The sequence below is a fragment of the Leifsonia sp. NPDC014704 genome (genome assembly GCF_043083605.1).
In the GTDB taxonomy this organism is placed as follows: Bacteria; Actinomycetota; Actinomycetes; order Actinomycetales; family Microbacteriaceae; genus Leifsonia.
Genome location: NZ_JBIBYW010000001.1, coordinates 2,285,640 through 2,305,595 on the forward strand (window position 1 = coordinate 2,285,640; position 19,956 = coordinate 2,305,595).

The window sequence follows — 19,956 nt, forward strand, 5'->3', positions numbered from 1 at the left end:
CATCCCATCACCGATCTCGAAGGAACACGACAATGACTGCGAAGCACGCGTCAGCGAAGCACCCGCCGCGCCGACGCGCCACCCTGGCCCTGGCGGGGACCGCGATCACCGCGGCCGCCCTGCTGCTTCCGACGCTGGGCACTCCCGCGTACGCCTCCGACGCGGCCGATGCCGCCGCATCCGCCTCTACCGCACCCCTCTCTGCGGCCGACCCGGCCGCGCCGGAGCAGAGCGCGACCGAGCAGAGCGCGAGCGAGCCCGCCGCGGCACCCTCGGCGGCCGCCCCGGAGACGCCGGCGGAGCCCGAGCCGCCCGTCGACCCGGCCCCTACAGACCCGGAGCCGACCGACCCCGAGCCCACCGACCCTGAGCCGCCCGTCGACCCGGCCCCCACAGACCCGGAGCCGACCGACCCCGAGCCGCCCGCGGACACCACGGCGCCGATCACCCGGAACCTTTCGCCGGTCCCCTACGGGGTCTACGCCGCGGACCGCGCGATGTTCGTGGACTACTGGTGCGAAGACCGGGAGTCCGGCATCGACAGCTGCTCCCTGGTCGACACCGCTACCGGCGACTCCTACGGCCTCGGCCAGTAGGTGACCCTCGCGGCGGGCGACTACCAGTGGCTCGCCACCGCGATCAATGGCGCCGGCCTGAAGACGGAGACGCTCATCCCGTTCACGGTCACGAACGACGACGTCAGTGCGCCGGACGTCACCACCGACTGGACGCAGCCCGTGAACGGCTGGACCAACCGCTGGTGGCTGACGGTGAACGCGACCGACGACAAGAGCGGCCTTCACGCGATCTACGCGAAGGACTCGCAGCGCACCCTGCGGGTAGAAGGCAATACGCTCAGCTACCTGCTGCGCGACGGCGAGAACACCGTCACCGTCTGGGCCGACGACATGGCCGGCAACGAGAGCGCGCGGCAGACCCTGGTGATCCACGCCGACCACCAGTCCCCCACGGCTGTGCTGGACCCGATTGGGCGCTCCGGCCCTGACGGAAAGCGTCTGCTCGATCTGGGCGAGTACGCCCGGTTCGGCTTCACCGCCGACGACGACCTCTCCGGTGTGGACAGGGTCGACGCGACCCTGCCGCAGGGCTCCGCGATCGACACGGTGAAGACCGGCGACCAGCTGGTGAGCGTGACCGTCGTGGACAAGGCGGGCAACATCGCCCAGGACTCGGTCGTCGTCCAGGTGGTCGACCCCGATGCTCCCACCGGTCCGACCGATCCGACCGACCCCACCGATCCCACCGATCCCACCGATCCGACCGATCCCACTGAGCCGACCGACCCGACCGACCCAGTGGATCCGGCGCAGCCCGCTGAGCCCAGCGCCCCAGGCGCTCCCGCTCGGCCGGCCGGAACCGCCGTTTCTCCCATCCAGCCGGCGCACGACGGCCGCGCCGCGGCCGCAACCGGCTCCGAGCTCGCCAGCACGGGCTCCGACATCCGCCTCGGTGCGGCGGTGTCCGTCCCGCTGGTACTCGTGCTGCTCGGCGTGATCGCGATCGCGATCGCCCGCCGGCAGCGCCGGGCGAGCTGACGCTCACCGTCAGGGGGTGAGCCGACGCTTCCCCACCCAGGGGCCGTCTCCGATCGGGTTCGGAGGCGGCCCCGACCCATGTCCGCACCACCCCCGAGTTCGTGCGGACGGTGTCCTGGATGAGTCCGACCGACTATGCGAAATGCGACTTCGACATCGTGGACTCGGTCCACGAACACGCCGGCAATCGGTCGCGGTTGAATCGTGGGCAGGATGTGGGCAAGTAGCCACAGGAACGACGAAACGGCGGCTGATGATCAGCCGCCGTTCCCGTGTTTCAAGACCTGTAGCGAGGGCGGGACTCGAACCCGCGACACCACGATTATGAGCCGTGTGCTCTAGCCGACGCTCCATGAGGGAGGTTGACCCGGTGTACTTCCGCGAATTTTCGCGGAAGTGGGCGCACCCAACATCACAGTGATGACCCGGTTTGCGATTCAATTGTGGGCAAAAAGTGGGCACACCGGGAACGGCGATGGTGGATCCGGGCGATCGTTACGCGGCAGGCCCGCTCGCCAGGGTGACGTCGGCCGTGTGAGAGGCGCCGGCGGCGTCGGTCCACGTCAGGCTGATCAACTGGCCCGCGGTGAGCGAGCTCAGCGCTTGGGTCAACGCCTGCGCCGAGGCGATTGGCGCGCCGTTCAGGGCGATGATCGTGTCCCCGCCCGTGAGCCCGGCTGCGGCCGCGGGGGCGCCGTCGATCACCCCGGCGATGGGGGCGCCGACGCCGGTCGTCCCCGTCCCAGCGGCGACCTCCACCCCGAGGAAGGCGGGATAGCCGATGGTCACTTGAGACGATGCGTTGCCGGCCTCGATCTGCGCGGCGACTGCCAGGGCATCCTCGATCGGGATGGCGTAGCCGGCGACGGTGGACCCGCCCTCGGCGGCGGCGGTGTCGATGCCGATCACCTGGTTGTCGGCGTTGAACAGAGGGCCGCCGGAGTCGCCCGCCTGGATGTCGGCGTCCGTCTGGATGAGCCCGTCGAGCGTCTCCGAGGCCGCGGTCTGCTCGGCCTGGGTCGTGATGGTCTGCTCCAGGGCCGTGACGGTTCCGGGCGATGCGGAAGGCGTGCCGCCCGTCCCTCCGGCGTTGCCGACCCCGGTGACCGCTTCCCCGACCGCGGTGTCGGCGGCCGTGTCGATGACCGCGGTACCGAGCCCGGTCGCGCCGCTCAGCTGAAGGACCGCGACGTCGTCGGTCGCGTCCGTGCCGACGACCGTCGCCGCGTAGACCGCGCCGGTGGAGACGACGGTCACGCTGATGCTGGTCGCACCTTCGACGACGTGGTTGTTCGTCAGGATCTCCCCGCTTGCCGTCAGCACGATGCCCGTCCCGGCGCTCTCCGCCTGCGCATAGCCGAGCTCGGAGGTGACGTCCACGACGCCCACTTCCTGCGCGGCGGAGGCGGAGGCCAGAGTGGACGTCGCGCCGGTGGGCGATCCGTATCCGTTCCCGTACCCGTACCCGTATCCCGACCGACCCAGCGCGGTGCTGATCTGGGGGGAGGCGGCGCCGGACGAAGCGGTGGAGCCCGGCGCAGAACCCGCGCCGACGGCCGCCAACCCGAAGGCGGAACCGGTGACGACCGCCGCCGCAATCGCGGTCGATACGGCGATCGCACCCCGACGCCGCCACCACCTCGAGCGCTGCGGCGCCTCTCGGATCTCTGGTGCGCTGTCGCTCCGGCCGCTCGCGTCCGGGTCTCCGGCAGTGGTGTTCATGTTCGTGTCCTTTCGGCGTCGTTGATGTGTTCAGCACACCGCCCCCAATTCGGGGCTGACCAGGCGGAGCCTATGAGAGGTCTGTGAGAAATCCAGAAGTGTCTATGAAGGTAGAGTGCGTCCGCCGAGAGGGCGAGTTGCTCCTTGTTTTCGAGGACCGCCGCCGGGACGTCGCTCAGAATGCGAAGTCCTCCTGGTGGATGCGGTTCCTCGGGACCCCTGCCCGGTCGAGGGTGACCCGCATCGCGGCAGAGAACCGGGGGGAGGCGCAGATGTACACGTCACGCGCTGCGAGATTGGGTACCGCAGCAGCGAGAGACTGGGGCGTGATCGCCGTGGCCGGGTCCGACGACTTTCCGATGACGTAGACGAGTTGCGCTCCGCGTTGTGCTGCAAGCGTCTCCAACTCCGCGCGGAACAGGATCTCGTCTGCCGTGGAGGCGCGGTAGAGGAGTGTCAGTCCGCCCGCGTCGGGACGCAGTGTTTCGAACAGCGACCGCATCGGCGTGATACCGACGCCGCCCGCCACGAGCAGCACGCCTCGTCCACTTCGGCGGCGTTCGGTCATCGCACCGTACGGACCCTCCGCGAGCACCCTCGTACCCGGGCGAAGCGACTGGATCGCCGCCGTCGTACTGCCCACCGCTTTGACCGTCAGGCGCAGGTAGTTCTGGCTCGGCGGGGCGGACAGTGAGAACGGGTTCGCTGCTCCCCAGGTCGATCGCGTCAGGAAACGCCAGCGGAAGAATTGCCCCGACTCGGCCTCCAGGTCGTGCAGATGCCGTCCCCGGATCACGATGCTCGTGACACCGGGTCCTTCGGGGATCACGGCGTCGACCCGGAGGCGGTGCCGCCACGCGTGCAGCACCGGATGCAGCACCCGGTACCGCAACAGCAGCGCGAAGCTGGCCGTGTAGAGCAGACTCCAGAACACCTGAACGACGGGCATTCCGGCCAGGTCCGGACCGCCGAGCTCATGCGCGAACGACAGCCCGATCGCCACGTAGGTGCACAAGTGGATAGCGTGCCAGGTCTCGTAGGACAGCCGCCGCCGTGCCGCGCGCGCCGAGACCAGTCCGATGAGTACGAAGAGGGCAGTGCCGATCGTGGCCGCGATCAGGCCGGGGAACTGCAGCACCTGCCACGCCGCCAGCACGACGTTCTCGCTCTGCAACTGGGCCCAGCCCACCGTGGCGAACAGCGCATGCACCAAGATCAGCACGAGGATGATCCGCCCGCCGCGTCCATGCCAGCGGGCCAGCCGATCCGCGCCGACTCCGCGCTCCAGAGCCGGGACCCGCGCCATCAGGGCGACCATCACTGCGACGCCGTACCCCGCGAGCAGCCCGCTCAGGTGCGCCACCATCGGCACGTCGAACAGCAGCGGCTGCGGTGCGCTCACGAGCGACAGCACGCTGGTGGTCACCGCACCGAGAGCGATGACCGCCAGTGCGGGCCGCTCGGTGATCACCACCGGGCGGCCGTCGTTCGCGGCCGGATGGGCGACAGCATTGCGGATGCTCATCGTCCACCGCCCGGGCGCCCGGCCGGGAGTCGGCCGCCCCGTCCACCCTGCCGCCCTGCGACCGGGCCGTCCGCACCCTGACCGTCGTCCGGCCCTGTGCGCGTGCCGGGCTGGGCCGGAGCCTGCTGCGTCGTGGCCCCCGCCACTCCTGTACCCGTCGCGGCCGTGGCCGTCGTCGCCCCCGTCTGCACCGGCGAGAACTCCGGACCGGTGATCCCGAGCACGATCGCGGCCATCGCCGCCGCTCCGACGGCCGCGATCGTCACACCTCGATGGAGCGTTCGCCACCGTGCCGACGCCCTCGCGTCGTCCGCGGACTGACCCGACCTTCCATCTTCTGACCGGTTATCCCGGCGTCGCACTCGGCTCATGTCACGCCTCCTTCATACGAGGCTCGTCCGACTTTCTTACTGAATGATTACGTGACCGGGGAAACCGCCCTGAACCTGTTATGGATCAGGAAGAAGTCACTCCGGTGACGGCGAATCTCCGCGCGAATCGCGCCACAACGACGAAACCGCACGAAGCCATCGGACAGCGCCAACGAGCGCTGGCCGCCGCAACCGGCGGCGCACCAACATGCCTGCGGCGGCGATCCACAACGCTCCGACGATCCATGGCGATGCGCTGCCGAGCGAGTCGGCCGCAGTGCCGAGCGGGGTGGTGAGGCCGACGCGGTCGAGCAGCCAGCCGGTGGCGGCGGCGGCGGTCAGAAGCGCGGCCACGATGCGCAACGGGCGATAGACGCCCGTACGGGCCAGCGTGATCAACGGTGGCAGCACGAGCAGCACCACCGTGAGCTGCATGAGGCGGAGTTGGTTGCGGACATCGCATGGGTGATTGCCCCGTCACATCAGAAGCGGGGCTTCGGTTCCGAGGCTGCGTCAGCCATGTGCGCTTGGCTGACCTCAGAAAGGGTTGCGGTGATTGCCTGTCACATTCATCGCGAAAACCTGCCGTCCATCGGCATCGCGCGCAAGCTCGGATCTTCGATCATCGAGGCCGTCCTCCATCACCCCGTCTTTGCGGAAGTGTGTTCGAAATGCGTCCAATGTAATGGATCGCGTCCGCCCCCGTAGTCAACGTCACACGCGATCCACCGAGAACGTGCGACGTGAGTCGTTCCGTGCAGCTGTGATCGCATCGATTAGCTCAGGATCGAGGCGGAGGCCGTGCGCCGCATCGGCGTGCGGCTTTCCGGGTTGTGTGTCGGCCAGCCCGAACGGTCCGCGCAGGTTCCACAGCGCCCAGCCGATGCCGTGCGACTCGAGCACGCGGAACACCGAGCCCAGCCAGGCCGCGCGCGTCGTCACGGGCGTCATCGCATAGGCACCCATCTCGCCGACGTGCACCGCTCCCCCCGCCTCGACCACGTCGAACCAGGGCCGCAGCGTGCGCTCGAGCGCCGCCTCGTCCCAGCGCGCGGTCGTCTCCCCCGGCAGCGGCACGTACCCGTCGCGAAGCGCGCCCTGCAGCTCGGTCGTATGCGGCCAGGTGGGCTCTGCCCCAGTCGCCGCCACCCAGGGCGCCCTGTGGTGGGTCAGCTCGAACGGCTTGTACAGGTGTACGGACGACACCACTTGCGGGTGCAACGCCCACTCCCGCGGAGGCGGCCTCAGCCCGGCGTCCCAGCCTTCCAGCACAACAATCCGCTCCGGACTCACCCGCCAGATGGCCTCCGCGGTGCGCCCGAACACCGTCGCGAACACCGCGTCGTCGATCTCCGGTGGTTCGTTGAGCAGGTCGAAGCTCAACTCGTCCGCCGGGATGTGCGCGTACCGCCTCGCCAGTTCGGTCCAGAAGGCGCGGAACAGCTCCTGACAGTCCCGGTCGGCGAACAGGTCGCCAGGCTCCGGGGTGTCGAAGTGCGAGCGCGAGTTGATGCAGTATCCCGGCGCTCGGTGAAGGTTCAGGTTCACATGGATACCGTAGGCGCGACCGAGCTCCACCGCCCGGTCGATCAGCACGAGTCGGCTCGCGTCCAGGGTGCGCGCGCACGGCCCGACGCCGAACCAGAGGTAGGACAGCGGGATCCGCATGTACGTCAGCCCGAGCTCGGCGAGCGCGGCGACATCCGACTCCTGGATCCCCTGGCCGAGCCGGATCGGGAACTGCTCCGCCCAGCGCACGCTCGTCGAGAACAGCTCGATGAGGTTGACGCCACGCCATCCGACGGTGGAGCGGGACACCCCGGACCGTCCCTCGGCCGACGACCCCGCCGTCATGGCGCGTACAGCCCGCCGTCCAGCCCGCGCACGCCCGCCGCCCACTCGTCGTGCGCCGAGAGGCCGGCCGGGTACCGAGCGGCCTCGCGCTCGTCGAGGTCGATGCCCCACCCGGGCGCCTCGTTCGGCGTGAGCCAGCCGTCCACGATGCGCAGCGTCCCGGGGAACACGTCGTGCGTCGCGTCGTTGTATACGTGCCCCTCCTGGATGCCGAAAGCGCTCGTCGTGACGTCGACAGCCACGTTGGCGGCGGCCCCGACCGGGGAGGTGTCGCCTGGCGCATGCCACGCGGTCCTCACCCCGAAGAACTCGGCGAGGGTAGCCAGCTTTTTGGCGGGCGTCAGACCGCCGATGGCGGAGATGTGCGCGCGGATGAAGTCGACCCCGCCGCCGCTGATCAGGCGGGCGGCGTCGGTCAGGGACGTGGCGAGCTCACCGACGGCGATCGGCACCGGCGACTGCGAGCGCACCTCGGGGAGACGGTCCCAGTGCTCCGGAGCGAGAACATCCTCCAGGAAGAAGAGGCGGTACGGTTCGACCGATCGGGCGAGGACGACCGCCTGTTTCGGCGTCAATCGGGAGTGGACGTCGTGCAGCAGCTCGACATCGTCGCCAAGACGTTCGCGCGCCGCTTCGAACAGCGACGGCAGGCCCGCGAGGTACTCGCCCTCATTCCAGCCCCGGGGGTAGGGAGCACCCGCCCTCTGCACTCCGTCGACGACGGGAGCGCCGTACGTCCCGATCCCGGTCTGCCCGGACTGCAGGCGCACGTGCCGCCAGCCCCGCGCCACGAACTCCTCAGCCTGATCGAGGGTGCTACGGATGTCGCGCCCGCCCGCGTGGATGTAGGTGTCGGCCGCCGCGCGCACCTTGCCACCCAGCAGCTCGTGCACGGGCAGACCCGCGCGCTTGCCGGCGATGTCCCACAGCGCCATGTCCAGACCCGAGAGTGCGTTGTTCTCCACCGGACCTTCGCGCCAATAGCCGGAGAAACGCGCCAGCCGGGTGAGGTCGCCGATGTCGCCGGGATACCGGCCGACGACCAACGGCGCGAGATGCCGCTCGATGAACGCCACGACCGCGTGCCAGCGCTGGGTGAACGTGGCGCATCCCAGCCCGTAGAGGCCGTCGACGTCGGTGTCGACACGGACGACGACGAGCGGGGTGCCCTCGGGCGCCGTGACGATCGCGCGCATGCCTGTGATGCGCACATCGTCACGCGCAGGCCAGGGCTGGTCGAGGGTTCGGAACGGTTCGGTGTCAAGCACGCAATGCTCCCAATTCGAGTTCGTCGGAGGCCCCGTCGGGCCGGTGGATGGAGTGCAGCGGTTCGAACCCCAGCAGCTCTCGAGCCCGGGTCGTGTCGACCAAGGGCCCGTGCTCCCCGATCGGCATCCGGACGGGCACGTCCGGGGCATAGGTGCGGAGCAGTTCCGCAGCCGGACGATCGACAAGCAGGTCGTCCGCACTGAGGCCGACCACGTGCGCTCCGGTAAGCGGGACTGTCACAGCGAGCTCGATCGCCCGGACGCCGTCGCGAATGTCAAGGTAGGCCCATCCCTCGCGCGCCATGGAACCGGGGTCGAGGGCTGCCGATTCCGCGGACCGGCGCAAGGTCGCGCTGTCCTTGATGAGGGGGAACCGCAGGGCCACGACGTCGATGCCCCAGCGCCGCCACGCCATCCGAGCCGTCGCCTCGTCCGCCTGTTTGGACAGCGAGTACGCGTCGGCGATGTCCGTTGGGATTCCCTCATCCAGCGGGAAGTACGCGGGAGAGACGTCGTTCGTGTTCATCGGCACCCCGAACGCGTTGATGCTGCTCGCGATGACCGCACGCCTGATGCCCGCCTGTCCGGCTTGCGCGAGCACGGTGAACGTCGCGACCACGTTGGTCCCGAACACCACCGACGGCGTGCCGAGCGACGGATGCGGGATGGCCGCCAAATGCACGACCGCGTCGACGCCCTCGAGCGCGCGGGCCACCACATCCTCGTCCCTGGCATCCCCCACGACGACCCGGTCCGCAGGACTCGCAGCGTCGAAGGCGAGGGACAGCGCCGTCACGGCGACCCCCCGATCGAGAAGTCGTTCGGTCGTCGCCCGCCCGATGGAGCCGTCGGCACCCGTGACCAGCACTCGTGAGGGCAGGCTCCCCGGTTCGCCGCTCATCCCTTCACCCCTCCAGACATGCCTACGCCCCGGAGGAACGAGCGCTGGAACACGATGAACAGGACGACCGGGATCAGCAGAGCCAGGAACAGCCCCGCCATCTGGATGTTCAGCTCGCTGCGTGCCGCCAGCTTCGGCAGCGCCACGGACACGGGCTGAAGCGCCGGATCGGGGAGCACGAGCAGCGGCCACAGGTAGTCCTTCCATGAGGCGATGACGGCGAGAAGGGCCACCACGCCGAGAATGGGCCGAGACAGCGGCAGCACCACAGTCGTGAAGACCCGGATGTGGCCGGCACCATCGATCCGGGCCGCCTCGAAGTACTCGCGCGGGATGGAGTCGAAGAACCGCTTGATGACGAGCACGTTGAAGGCACTCGCCGCAGCGGGCAGCCAGACCGCCCAGTACGTATTCGTCAGGTTGGCGCCGATCACGGGCATCTTGAGCACCGTCAGATAAAGGGGAACGAGCGAAACGATGCTCGGGATGAACAGCGTCGCGAGGATGGCGCCGGAGAGGATCGGCCCCCACTTCGGCCGCAGCACACTGAGCACATAGGCGCCCGTGGTGCAGACGAAGAGGTTGGCGATCATCGCGCCGAGAGCCAGGATCGCCGTGTTGCCCAGGTAATAGCCGATATGCCCCTGGTCCCACGCCGTCGCGAGGTTCTGCCACTGCACGACGTCGGACGGGAACAGCGCCAAGGGCTCGCGCAGGGTGTCCTGGGTTGGAGAGATCGCCGCCTTCAGCAGCCAGAGGAGGGGCCCGAGGCCGGCGATCAGCAGCCCGATCAGGATGAGGATCTGCACGACGGTCAACGGCACCCGCACCCGGAGGCGCTTGCGGTCGCTGAACGAGATGACGCTTCGTTCGCCGCCGTCCGCCACGCGCCGGCGCCTGCCGCCGGTCACAGCGGGGACGTCGAGTCGCGCCTGCTCGTCGCTCTCGAGAAGTGAGCTGCTCATCAGTCCGTGCTCCATTTCCGCGTGGCCAGCTGATACACCGCCGACAGGACGCACAGCCCCGCCGCCAGCAGCACGCTCAGAGCGGTGGCCGCGCCATAGTCGCCGTTGACGAACGCGTAGTTGTAGATGAGAAGGAGGATCGTCGTGGTCGCGCCCTGCGGCCCCCCACCGGTGAAGAGGTAGGGCTCGGTGAAGAGCTGCATCGTCCCGATGATCTGCAGCAGCAGCATCACCAGGATGATGCCGCGGATCTGCGGCAGCGTGATGTGCCAGACCCGAGACCAGATGCTGGCGCCGTCCAGTTCCGCAGCCTCATACAGCTCGGCCCGCACGGAGGTGAGCGCAGCCAGGTAGATGATGACCGCCGTCCCAGACGCGGCCCAGGTCGATTCGAGCACGATGGACGGCATCGCCGTCGCCGTGGAGTCGAGCCACGGCTGGGGTGGGATACCGACAATCGCAAGGATCGAGTTGAACAGACCGTCCGGAGACGAGTCGTAGAACACCTTCCACAACAGGATGGAGACGACCGGCGGCACGATCACCGGCAGGTATGCCAGCGTCGTGTATATCCAGGACCGACCCTTCAGCTCAGCCATGAACACCGCCAAGAAGATCGGCAGGGGGAAGCCGAACACGATCGCCAGCACCGTGAAGTAAAGGGTGTTGAGCGTCGCCTGGCCGAGCACCGGGTCGCTGAGGACATAGGTGAAGTTGCTGAAGCCGACCCACTGGGCGGGATCGACGAGGTTGGTCTTCTGCAGACTCATCAGGAGTCCGCTGATGATCGGCCCCCACGAGAAGTAGAGGAAGATCACGACGATCGGGACCGCGAACAGGACGACGACGAGGCCGCCCTGGCGGTACCAGGCCACGAACCGGTTGCGCCGGTGGGTTTCCGTACGCTCCACAACCTTCCGTCGGACCTCGGGAATGGCCGAGACGTGTTCCCTCATGACCATGGTGACTCCTTCAGGCTTGGCGGCCCGGCGCGCACCTGAGGATGCGCGCCGGGCCCCGACGATCAGCGTCCGAGCTTGGCCTGGACGGTACTGGCCGCCTTGGAGAGCAGCGAGTCGATGTCGGCATTCTGGTCGGTCAGCACGGCCTGGACCACCGGATCCAGGGCCGCGTACACCTCCTGCGCATGCGACACGGGCTCGGGGATGATCTTCTGGTCGGCCGCGACCTTCACGTACGGGGCGAAGTTCTCCACCTGCACATTGACATACGGCTTGATCCAGTCGTTATAGGTCGCCTGCTGCTCGGCGCTCAGGACGGGCAGCCCCGGGACGCCGACCGGCTGGTCGTCTGCTGCGCTCGCCTTCGCGGTCGCGACGGCCTTGTCCTCATCCTGATACTTGGCCAGGTAGAAGAACTCGATCCACTTGATCGCCGCCTGCCTCTGCTCCTGGGTCGCCTTCGGGCTGACCACCTCGACCGAGCCGCCTGACAGGGTGCCGTGCTCGCCATCGTTCTGCGGGAGGCCGCCGACGGCGAAGTTCTTCGGATCCATGCCGTTGGTGACCACGGAGGCCGAGTACTGGTCGGGGGCCGACATGAACATGCCGATCTTGCCTGCGGCGAACTGCTGCGCCATCGCGTCGAGGTCGATGAGAGTCGTGCTCGGCATCGAGTTGTCGGTCCAGCGCATCTGCTGGAGCGCCTTCAGCGCATCCTTGGACGGCGCGCTGTCGAAGGTGACCTTCGTACCGTCTGCGTTCTCGATGCTGCCGCCGAACGCGTAGGTCTGCGTGGTGAACATCCACCCGCCTTGCCCCTTCGTCGTCAGCTGCGCGTAGCCGGCGGCACCGGTCTTCTCGGTGATCTGCTTGGCGTCGGCGCGCAGCTCCTCCCAGGTCGTCGGCGGCTTGTCGGGGTCGAGCCCAGCTTTGGTGAACAGGTCCCGGTTGTAGATCAGGCCGACGGAGTAGGCCGATGCCGGAACGCCGTACGTGTGCCCGCTACTGTCCTGCGCCACCTTCAGCACCGTCGGGTTGAGCTGGTCGATCAGCTTGCTGCTCTTGAGCACGTCGGTCAGGTCGGCCACCTGCTTGCGGGCGATGAGACCCTGCGGCTCGGTGAACGGGACGCTGAGGACGTCGGGCAGATTGCCGCCGGCGACGAGGGCCTGGAACGTGGTGGCATCCCAGGCGGTCTCCATCGGCTTGAGCGTGATGGAGGGGTTGGCCTTCTCGAAGGCCTTCACCTGGCTGTCGTAGAAGGCGCGGTTGTCCTTGTCCGATGCGGCCGGCCGGTCGCCGATCGTGATGGTGACCTTTCCCTTGGCGCCGTCGGATCCGGGCGAGCTCGAGCATCCGACCAGTGCGGCGAGCACGGCGACGCCCGTCGCTGCGGCGACGGCGGCCTTACGCGATGGTTTCATCATTGAAACTCCTTGATTGCTGCGGCGGAAGGGGCCGCTATTCTCCGGGTGGGTAAATGTAGCGCAAATGCTTTCGCACCCGCAGTCTGCCGCATGACGTGGTCAGAAGCAAGCGTATCCCGAGAATGCGCAAACATTTGCGCGTCGGCGAGCAAAAGCAGTGCAGCGCTTGGCAAGTAGCGCGTGCAACAGTTCGCGCTCCGCGCTGACCATCGCACCACGGAGTACCGCCGAGACGGCGCCCGTCGGGCCGTCGGGCGGAATCGCTTACACTCGAATGACGCCGAGGCGCCTTCACCACTAACGTTAGGTGAGCGCCATTCTCGAGGAGGACGGATGACGAAGCGGGCCAGCATGAGCGACGTCGCGCGCGCGGCGGGCGTCTCGCTCACCACTGCGTCGCGAGCCCTCGGTGGCGTCGGACGCGTGTCCGCCGAGACGCGGGCGAAGGTCATCGAGACCGCGGAGCGGCTTCAATTCCAGCCCGACATGATCGCCCGCTCCTTCGTCACCGGTCGCAGCTTCATCGTCGGCGTCCTGGCCGAAGCGGCGCAGGGCCGGTTCAGCATGCCGCTCATCGTCGGCGCGACCGACCTGCTCGGCCGCGAGAACATCGCCGCGGTGACCCTCGACGCCCGCGGCACCCCCCGGCGGCTGAACGACTACCTCAAGCGGCTGCGCTCCCGCCGGATCGACGGGATCCTGGTGGTGGGCGATGACCCCAACCGCGCGAGCCTCGTGCTTTCCGAGGACTTCGCCGTGCCAGTCGTGTTCGCCTCGTCGTCGGCCACTCCCGAGACCGACTACGTCGTCGCGCCGGACAACCGAGCCGCCGGACGCATCGCTGCCGAGCACCTGATCGGCCTCGGCCGCCGGCACATCGCGCACGTGACCGCTGCCGTGCATGAGCCTGCGGTCGACGCACGGGCGGCCGGGTTCGCAGAGGCGATGGAGGCCGCAGGAATGAAGACGGCGCTCGGCGGCCCGCTCTATGGCAGCTACCTGCAGCGCTGGGGCACCGACGCCGCAGAACGGATCATGGCGAACGGCGAACCCGTCGACGCCATCTTCGCCGCAAACGACGAGATCGCGATCGGTCTCTTCGCCGAGTTCCACAAGCACGGCATCCGCGTTCCAGACGACATAGCGATCGTCGGCTACGACAACCGGCTGGCCGGTGTCCGGCGCCCGGATGACCCGTTCACGACGTTCGACCCACAGCTCATCACGGTCGGCGAGCGCGCAGCGAAGCGGCTGCTCGCCGCCATCGGCGGCGACGGCGAGCCGGGCGTCGAATACGTCGAGCCGAAGTTCATCGTGGGCCGCTCGACCGCCGGTCCGACCCTCGAGCCGTACGACGTCCTCTGACGGTCAGCCCGTCGCCCACTGGAAGGTCTCCCAGACCCGGAGACGCGGTGCGTTCGCCTTCACTGGCGCGCCGGCGGTCTCCACCAGCGCACTCGCCAGCTCTCCGTTGGCGTAGGACACCAGACCGACGCTGCCGGTCCCCATCGTCACCCAGCGGAACGACTCCCACACCGCGATGGCGGTCACCGCGGCCGTGAGCGGGGCGTCGGTTGTCGCGGGCTCCCACGCGCTGACATACTTGCCGTTCGCCTGCGCCTGGAGGGCGATCAGGCCGTTGCCCGCATCCACGACGGTGAACCGCTCCCAGACATCGACGACGGCGGCGACGGCCTGGAGCGGCGCCGTGCCGTCGTTCTGCTTGCGCGCGCTGACGAAGAGGCCGTTGGACGCCTTGAGCGAGATCGTCGAACCGATCGGCGCCGGGTTCGCGACGACGTCGGGATGGGCGAAGACGTAGTCCTGGTACGCGCTGTAGGGCGGTTCGAGAGGCGTACCGTCGCCCTGGGTCAGCCCCCAGACCGTCCCCTCGTCGAGGTTGTAGTACATCGCCGACTGCAGGCCGACCGTGGTGCGCGCAGTGCGGAACGCCTCGAGGTGCGGCGCCAAGTACGCAGCGCGGTGCGTCAGGTCGTCGTCCTTGATCGAGCTCCATTCGGTGACCAGAAACGGCTTCCCGTACCGGGCCTTGGCGTAGATCGGGAGATTGAACGACGGCCCGGCACCGTCCGTACCGATGCGGAACAGGTCGCCGTCGGGCTGGTAGTTGTGCCAAGTGGTGAGGTCCCAGCGCACCTGCCGGTAGCCGCCGGATCCGTCGGGCGCCATCCCGTCCCACAGGGCGTCGGCCGCACCGATGTCCGATCGGCAGAAGTTGATCCCGCAGAGGGCGGACGGCTGCACCTCCTTGACACCGTCCATGAGCCCCAGCATGAAGCCGCGCATGAGCGGCCAGCGCGAGTTGTCCCAGTCCTCGGCCTTGGTGCCCGCGTCGTCGACGTGGCTCGCGGCCACGACGTACGAGTCGCGAGTCAGCTCGTTGCCGCACTCGTACATGGTGACGCCCAGCGGCCCCAACGCGGCGGCCACCCTCTTGCCCACATCCTTCGCTGCCGCGTACGCGTCGGGCTCCGAGCTGTAGATCAGGTTGTGATTCCCATCCTGGAGCCCGGCGTCGATGACAGGGAACACCGTCTTCCCGACGCCGGCAACCGCCTGCGCGATGGCGCGGGCGCGAGCGATCGTGTCGTCGCCGCCTCCGGTGTTGACGCGGAGCACCGACGCACCGACGGCACCCATCGCGGCGACGACAGCCGTCGGCGACAGCGCGGTGTCGTAGTGCGTGTTGATGCCGTACATCTGGCCCGCCGGAGCTGAGAGCGGGAGGCGCGGGTCGGTCACCTTCAGCCACACATCGTTGAGGCAGACGTACCACTGGCCGCCCGTTCCGGAGTGGTAGACCATGCCGCCGTACCAGAGCAGCAGCGTCACGTTGTAGGTGTTGCCGACCGTGGCTCCATTCCGGTAGATCACACCGCCGGAGAGCGTCCAGACCGCGCCGCCGTTGTCGGTGAGGGAGGCGGCGGACGGGATGGTCGTGCCGTCGAGCGACGCGTTCGGCGAGTCCCCCATCGAGCGGATGCCGAGCGGCGACGCCGTCGCGCGCAGCGGTGTCCCGCCGGCCGCAAGGGCGAGCGAAGCGGTGGCGGCGGCCGCGGCGGCCGCACCGAGGAAGATCCGCCGCGGGATGGGCGATGGCTCGTTCATGTTCGTGACTCCCGGATTCGTCACGGCGCACACACGTCGTCGTGATGCTGAGCAACGCGCAATCGGTTGCACATGACAGGATGCGGCATGGCGGCGGTGGGCGCAAGGCCGGTTCTGGATGTCGAGCCGATCCGCGAATCGGCGATTGACACCCGAGCGGCACCGGGCCTAACCTGACCGAACCGCGCAATTCCGCGCGAAACCGATCCCAATCCGAACGATGGAGTTCACAGGTGAAGATTCGATCGTTATCGATCGCGACCGCGCTGGTCATGCTCGGCGTCGTCGCAGTGCCGACCTCCGCGCAAGCAATTGCGCAGAGCGCGAACCGCTCTGGCAGCCCCTCGTCCACTGCCGCCGCACCCGCCGGCTGCCCGGCCGCGACCCCCAACCCGACGACCGACAACGTGACCGGCTACCAGCTTGACTCCAACGTGGTGGGCGCCGGGCGCTGGTCCTACGAGTCGATCGACGGCGAGACCGTCAACCTTCTGCAGAAGGGCGGCAGCGGCGCCTTCGCGGCCGACGAGTGGGCGGCCGACACCACCAAGCCCGAGCACGCCTGGTTCGTGAAGGCCGACGGCTCCATCGGCACCGATTGGCGCCCGATCGCCGAGACCTACACCGTCCCGGACGTCGCCGACGGTAAGAACGTCCACATCACCGGCAGCTTCACGTCGCCCGGCGGCCGGTTCCGCGTCCTGCTCTCCCACGACGGACAGAGCGACGCCATCGGCAGCCCCAGCGCGTTCACGGAGCTCTTCACCTCCACCGGGACGTCGGCCACGTTCGACCTGAACGTCACGGCAGCCGCGGGCGACGACATCCTGTTCGCCGACGACGGCGTCTCCACCTGGTGGGTTCCCGGCACGCTGAAGGCCACGGTGACGACGCAGCTGTCTACCCCGCCGGCCGTCGTGACCGCGAAGCCCGGGCCGGGTGCCATCACCGCGGGTGACGCCGTCACCCTGTCGAGCGCCACCGACGGCGCGTGCATCGCGTACACGACGGACGGGTCCGACCCGACCACCTCGAGCACCGCCAAGACGTACGCGAAGCCGCTCGCCATCACGGCCGACACCGACATCAAGGCCGTCGCCATTTCGAAGACCGGCGCCCCCAGCGCGGTCTCCGACCTGCCGTTCGTGCTGAACGAACCCTTCCGCGCCTTCGCCGGTATCAATCAGGCCGGCACCACCGGGCTCACCGCCGGCGTGCAGTGGTCGCGACAGGACTTCGACTGGGGAAGCATCGAGCCGGCCAAGGGCCAGATCGACCAGGCGGCCCTTGCCGAGTACGTTCGCCAGTTCCGCGAGGCGAAGGCGCACGGCGAGACGATCCTTCCGGTGCTCGCCTACACCGCCGGATGGGCGGCCAACCGCACCGGCTACACGTACGATTTCCATGGCACCACTTACGTGTACGGTCCGGTGATATCAGAACAGAACGGCAACTTCACTCGCCAGCTCACGACCAAGGACTCCTCCGGGAAGGTCATCGACACCAAGCAGGTGCAGACCAGCATCGGACGCACTCCCCCGCAGGATCCGAAGGACTTCGCGAACTTCGTGAAGCTCGCCGTCGACACTCTCAAGCCGCTGGGCATCACCTACTTCCAGGTGTGGAACGAGGCCTACCCGGGCTCCGGCTTCTGGGAGGGAGGCATGGACCAGTACATGCAGGACATCCAACTCCCGGCCGCCAAGGTCATCCACGCCGCCGGCGTCAAGCTCGTCTACGGCGGCTGGATCTGCGGTGCCCCGCTCAGCGAATACATCGCCCTTCTGGACAAGTGGAACGCCTGGAAGACGGTCGACGTCTACGACATGCACTACATGCCGATCGGGACGATGCAGACGCTCTACGCCGCAGCGCAGAAGCGCGGGATCAAGAACCCGTCCGTGTGGCAGACCGAGATCGGCTTCACCACCGAGGACAAGTTCATCGCCGACATCTACCCACGCGTGTTCCAGTGGGCCCTTTCGAAGGGCACCAAGAATCTCGACCAGACCAAGCTGATCTACTTCGCCGACTGGTCGCCCAGCGACCCGGCCGCCTTCGGCTACAACCGGACCATCCGAAGCGGCTCCGGCCTCAGCACCAAGGGCAAGACGCTGGTCACGCTGGCGAACCTGCTCCGCGGCACGAAGGCCGAGGTCTACAGCGATTTCACGACCTCGCCGGGGCTGAAGCCGGAAATGAATGAGGCGCTCTCGACGGCGAACGGGTTCCGGCTGGACGGCGACCGCGTGGTTCTTGCGATCGACCTCAAGCGACAGAACCAGGCGGACATCTTCGAGGACCAGACCACAGGGGACACCATCCACCTGAACTTCGGCAACCCGACGATGACGGTCACCCTGCGGAACGTCCACGACGTGAAGTCGCTCAACCGGGTCGACCTGTTCGGCAACACCACCCCGCTCACATGGAAGAGCACGGGCAAGAACACCATCCAGGTGCAGGTGCCGATCATCGATGCCGACCCCACAGTGCACGACCTCAATCAGACCGAGAACGAGGACGTGTTCTACCTCTCCCTGCAGCAGGGCTGAGACGCACCACCGAGGGGCCGCCGTCCACACCGGGCGGCGGCCCTCGCCACGAGAGACGACGAAATACGAAGGACGACACCGTGCTGATCGACACCCTGCGCGACGACCGGGCACTTGCCGTCGTACGCGCTCCCCGCATCGACGATCCGGTCGCGCTATGCCGTGCGTTGAGGGCAGGCGGCATTCGCGCCGTGGAGTTCACGTTCACGACACCGGGCGTCGAGCGGATCATCGCGGAGGCGGCATCCGACGACCACGACGCTCTGATCGGCGCGGGAACGGTGACCGACGAGTCCACCGCCCGGGCAGCGATCGAGGCGGGCGCCCAATTCTTAGTCACCCCTGGCCTGCACGCCGGTGTCGCCGCCATCGCCCGGGAGGCCGGCATCCCGCTGCTCCTCGGCGCGCTGAGCCCCACCGAGGTGATGCGTGCGCTCGAGCTCGGCGCCGACGCGGTCAAGATCTTCCCGGCATCGCTCGTCGGTCCCGGTTACCTACAGGACCTGCGTGGACCTTTCCCATCCGTGCCCTTCGTGCCCTCCGGAGGTCTGAACGCCGCGAGCGCCGGCGCGTGGACGGCCGCGGGCGCTCTCGCCGTCACCGCGGGCTCGAGCGTGGTCAGCACGTCGGACATCGAGGCGGGCGCCTGGTCTGTCGTGACGAAGCGCGCGCGAGCCTTCGCCGCGGCAGCGCAGTCATGACGGCGAAGGTCGTGACTATCGGGGAGGCCATGGTGGTGCTCTATCCCGACCGTACTGCCCCGCTCGCCGAAGCCGAGAGGTTCGGCTCGGACATCGGCGGCGCCGAATTCAACGTCGCCACCAGCGTCGCCCGGCTCGGTGTGCCCGCGGCCTGGATCTCCCGGCTGGGCGCAGACGGCTTCGGTGACCGCATCCTCGCCGCAGCCACCGAGGCAGGAGTGGACACCAGCGCGGTAGAGCGCGATCCCGCCCGCCCCACCGGCCTGTATGTCAAGGAGACGACCCGCGAGGCCGGCGAGACGCTGACCCGCATGCTCTACTACCGCCGCGACTCTGCCGCCTCTGCGCTCGCGCCCGGGCACCTCGGCGCCCCGGGCGCCGCCGCCCTGCTGCGAGGCGCAGCGTACGTGCACACCTCGGGCATCACCGCAGCCCTCTCCCCCACCGCCGCCCAGGCCATGGCAGGGCTTCTCGAGGCCATCGGACCTCGTACAACGCTCAGTGTCGACCTCAACTACCGGCCGCAACTGTGGCGCGATCGCGACCCGGAGCCACTGCGGTCGCTGATCGCCCAGGCCGACGTGCTGTTCACCGGCCGCGACGAGGCCGAAACGTTCCTCGGCCACATCGACCCCGCGCGCGTGTTCGCCGACCATCCGCGCCTCCGCACCCTCGTGGTGAAGGAAGACGCGCTCCGCGCCTCCTCATACAAGCGTTCCGGGAGCGAGGTGCACTCGCCCTGCCTGACCGTCGACGTCGTCGAGCCGGTCGGGGCGGGTGACGCCTTCGCCGCAGGCTTCCTCGTCGCGTCGGTGCGGGGTTCGGACGACGCGGCTGCGCTGCGCCTCGGCCACGCCGTCGCCGCTCTCACGCTGATCGGCCGCGGCGACCGCCCGGCGACGGTCCCCACCGCGGCGGAATGCTCGGCCATCGCGGCCGCCACCAGCGACGAGTGGAACCGGTGGGTCGTCGCGCCCGACAACGTGCCCTGGCAATCCGCCCGCGTCTGATCCGAAAGTG

18 protein-coding genes are annotated in these 19,956 nt (G+C 68.6%); 7 read left to right on the forward strand and 11 right to left on the reverse strand.

The window, feature by feature from the left end; genetic code table 11:
- Positions 1 to 32 precede the first annotated feature (32 nt).
- Together ACF1AJ_RS10995 and ACF1AJ_RS11000 are read left to right on the forward strand one after the other, a co-directional pair.
- Positions 33 to 596: a hypothetical protein gene (locus tag ACF1AJ_RS10995; RefSeq protein ID WP_391507342.1), complete on the forward strand. Its 564-nt coding sequence runs from the start codon at positions 33 to 35 to the stop codon at positions 594 to 596.
- Positions 597 to 1,556 (forward strand): hypothetical protein, encoded by a 960-nt coding sequence (locus ACF1AJ_RS11000; RefSeq protein ID WP_391507343.1) that lies wholly within the window; start codon positions 597 to 599, stop codon positions 1,554 to 1,556.
- A gap of 495 nt (positions 1,557 to 2,051) precedes the next feature.
- Here ACF1AJ_RS11000 and ACF1AJ_RS11005 read toward each other — a convergent pair whose 3' ends face one another.
- The 4 genes from ACF1AJ_RS11005 to ACF1AJ_RS11020 form a co-directional block, all read right to left on the reverse strand.
- Positions 2,052 to 3,278, reverse strand: a complete 1,227-nt coding sequence (locus ACF1AJ_RS11005; protein ID WP_391507344.1) for a S1C family serine protease — start codon at positions 3,276 to 3,278, stop codon at positions 2,052 to 2,054.
- A gap of 175 nt (positions 3,279 to 3,453) precedes the next feature.
- Complete coding sequence (locus ACF1AJ_RS11010; protein ID WP_391507345.1) at positions 3,454 to 4,803, reverse strand: ferric reductase-like transmembrane domain-containing protein; 1,350 nt, start codon at positions 4,801 to 4,803, stop codon at positions 3,454 to 3,456.
- The gene (locus tag ACF1AJ_RS11015; protein WP_391507347.1) at positions 4,800 to 5,069 is read right to left on the reverse strand and encodes a hypothetical protein; all 270 of its coding nucleotides are present in this window, start codon (positions 5,067 to 5,069) and stop codon (positions 4,800 to 4,802) included. The genes ACF1AJ_RS11010 and ACF1AJ_RS11015 overlap by 4 nt, the downstream gene beginning before the upstream one ends.
- A 201-nt stretch (positions 5,070 to 5,270) precedes the next feature.
- Positions 5,271 to 5,609, reverse strand: a complete 339-nt coding sequence (locus tag ACF1AJ_RS11020) for a hypothetical protein (protein ID WP_391507348.1) — start codon at positions 5,607 to 5,609, stop codon at positions 5,271 to 5,273.
- Positions 5,610 to 5,639: 30 nt separating this feature from the next.
- On the opposite strand from ACF1AJ_RS11020, the gene ACF1AJ_RS11025 reads away from it, so the two are divergent.
- Positions 5,640 to 5,882: a GNAT family N-acetyltransferase gene (locus ACF1AJ_RS11025; RefSeq protein ID WP_391507468.1), complete on the forward strand. Its 243-nt coding sequence runs from the start codon at positions 5,640 to 5,642 to the stop codon at positions 5,880 to 5,882.
- Between the two features lie 6 nt (positions 5,883 to 5,888).
- On the opposite strand, the gene ACF1AJ_RS11030 is transcribed toward ACF1AJ_RS11025, so the two are convergent.
- The 6 genes from ACF1AJ_RS11030 to ACF1AJ_RS11055 form a co-directional block, all read right to left on the reverse strand.
- On the reverse strand, positions 5,889 to 6,992 hold the full coding sequence (locus ACF1AJ_RS11030; RefSeq protein WP_391507349.1) for a glycoside hydrolase family 5 protein: 1,104 nt from the start codon (positions 6,990 to 6,992) through the stop codon (positions 5,889 to 5,891).
- A gap of 32 nt (positions 6,993 to 7,024) precedes the next feature.
- Entirely contained in the window at positions 7,025 to 8,296 is a 1,272-nt protein-coding gene (locus ACF1AJ_RS11035) for an enolase C-terminal domain-like protein (RefSeq protein WP_391507350.1), read from the reverse strand.
- The gene (locus ACF1AJ_RS11040) at positions 8,289 to 9,197 is read right to left on the reverse strand and encodes an NAD-dependent epimerase/dehydratase family protein (RefSeq protein WP_391507351.1); all 909 of its coding nucleotides are present in this window, start codon (positions 9,195 to 9,197) and stop codon (positions 8,289 to 8,291) included. Before ACF1AJ_RS11040 ends, ACF1AJ_RS11035 begins: the two co-directional genes overlap by 8 nt.
- Positions 9,194 to 10,162 (reverse strand): carbohydrate ABC transporter permease, encoded by a 969-nt coding sequence (locus tag ACF1AJ_RS11045; protein WP_391507352.1) that lies wholly within the window; start codon positions 10,160 to 10,162, stop codon positions 9,194 to 9,196. Before ACF1AJ_RS11045 ends, ACF1AJ_RS11040 begins: the two co-directional genes overlap by 4 nt.
- Positions 10,162 to 11,124, reverse strand: a complete 963-nt coding sequence (locus tag ACF1AJ_RS11050; RefSeq protein WP_391507353.1) for a carbohydrate ABC transporter permease — start codon at positions 11,122 to 11,124, stop codon at positions 10,162 to 10,164. The genes ACF1AJ_RS11045 and ACF1AJ_RS11050 overlap by 1 nt, the downstream gene beginning before the upstream one ends.
- A gap of 62 nt (positions 11,125 to 11,186) precedes the next feature.
- Positions 11,187 to 12,548: an extracellular solute-binding protein gene (locus ACF1AJ_RS11055; RefSeq protein ID WP_391507354.1), complete on the reverse strand. Its 1,362-nt coding sequence runs from the start codon at positions 12,546 to 12,548 to the stop codon at positions 11,187 to 11,189.
- Positions 12,549 to 12,884: 336 nt separating this feature from the next.
- Here ACF1AJ_RS11055 and ACF1AJ_RS11060 point away from each other — a divergent pair, with 336 nt between their 5' ends.
- Positions 12,885 to 13,916, forward strand: coding sequence for a LacI family DNA-binding transcriptional regulator (locus ACF1AJ_RS11060; protein WP_391507355.1), 1,032 nt, complete (start codon positions 12,885 to 12,887; stop codon positions 13,914 to 13,916).
- A 3-nt stretch (positions 13,917 to 13,919) separates the two neighbouring features.
- Here the strand turns inward: ACF1AJ_RS11060 and ACF1AJ_RS11065 are convergent, their stop codons facing one another.
- Positions 13,920 to 15,680 (reverse strand): hypothetical protein, encoded by a 1,761-nt coding sequence (locus ACF1AJ_RS11065; protein ID WP_391507356.1) that lies wholly within the window; start codon positions 15,678 to 15,680, stop codon positions 13,920 to 13,922.
- 233 nt (positions 15,681 to 15,913) lie between these two features.
- Between ACF1AJ_RS11065 and ACF1AJ_RS11070 the strand changes: the two genes are divergently transcribed.
- From ACF1AJ_RS11070 to ACF1AJ_RS11080, 3 genes are all read left to right on the forward strand, one after another.
- On the forward strand, positions 15,914 to 18,235 hold the full coding sequence (locus ACF1AJ_RS11070; protein WP_391507357.1) for a chitobiase/beta-hexosaminidase C-terminal domain-containing protein: 2,322 nt from the start codon (positions 15,914 to 15,916) through the stop codon (positions 18,233 to 18,235).
- A gap of 80 nt (positions 18,236 to 18,315) precedes the next feature.
- Positions 18,316 to 18,936, forward strand: coding sequence for a bifunctional 4-hydroxy-2-oxoglutarate aldolase/2-dehydro-3-deoxy-phosphogluconate aldolase (locus tag ACF1AJ_RS11075; protein WP_391507358.1), 621 nt, complete (start codon positions 18,316 to 18,318; stop codon positions 18,934 to 18,936).
- Positions 18,937 to 18,947: 11 nt separating this feature from the next.
- Positions 18,948 to 19,946: a sugar kinase gene (locus tag ACF1AJ_RS11080; RefSeq protein WP_391507359.1), complete on the forward strand. Its 999-nt coding sequence runs from the start codon at positions 18,948 to 18,950 to the stop codon at positions 19,944 to 19,946.
- Positions 19,947 to 19,956: the final 10 nt, after the last annotated feature.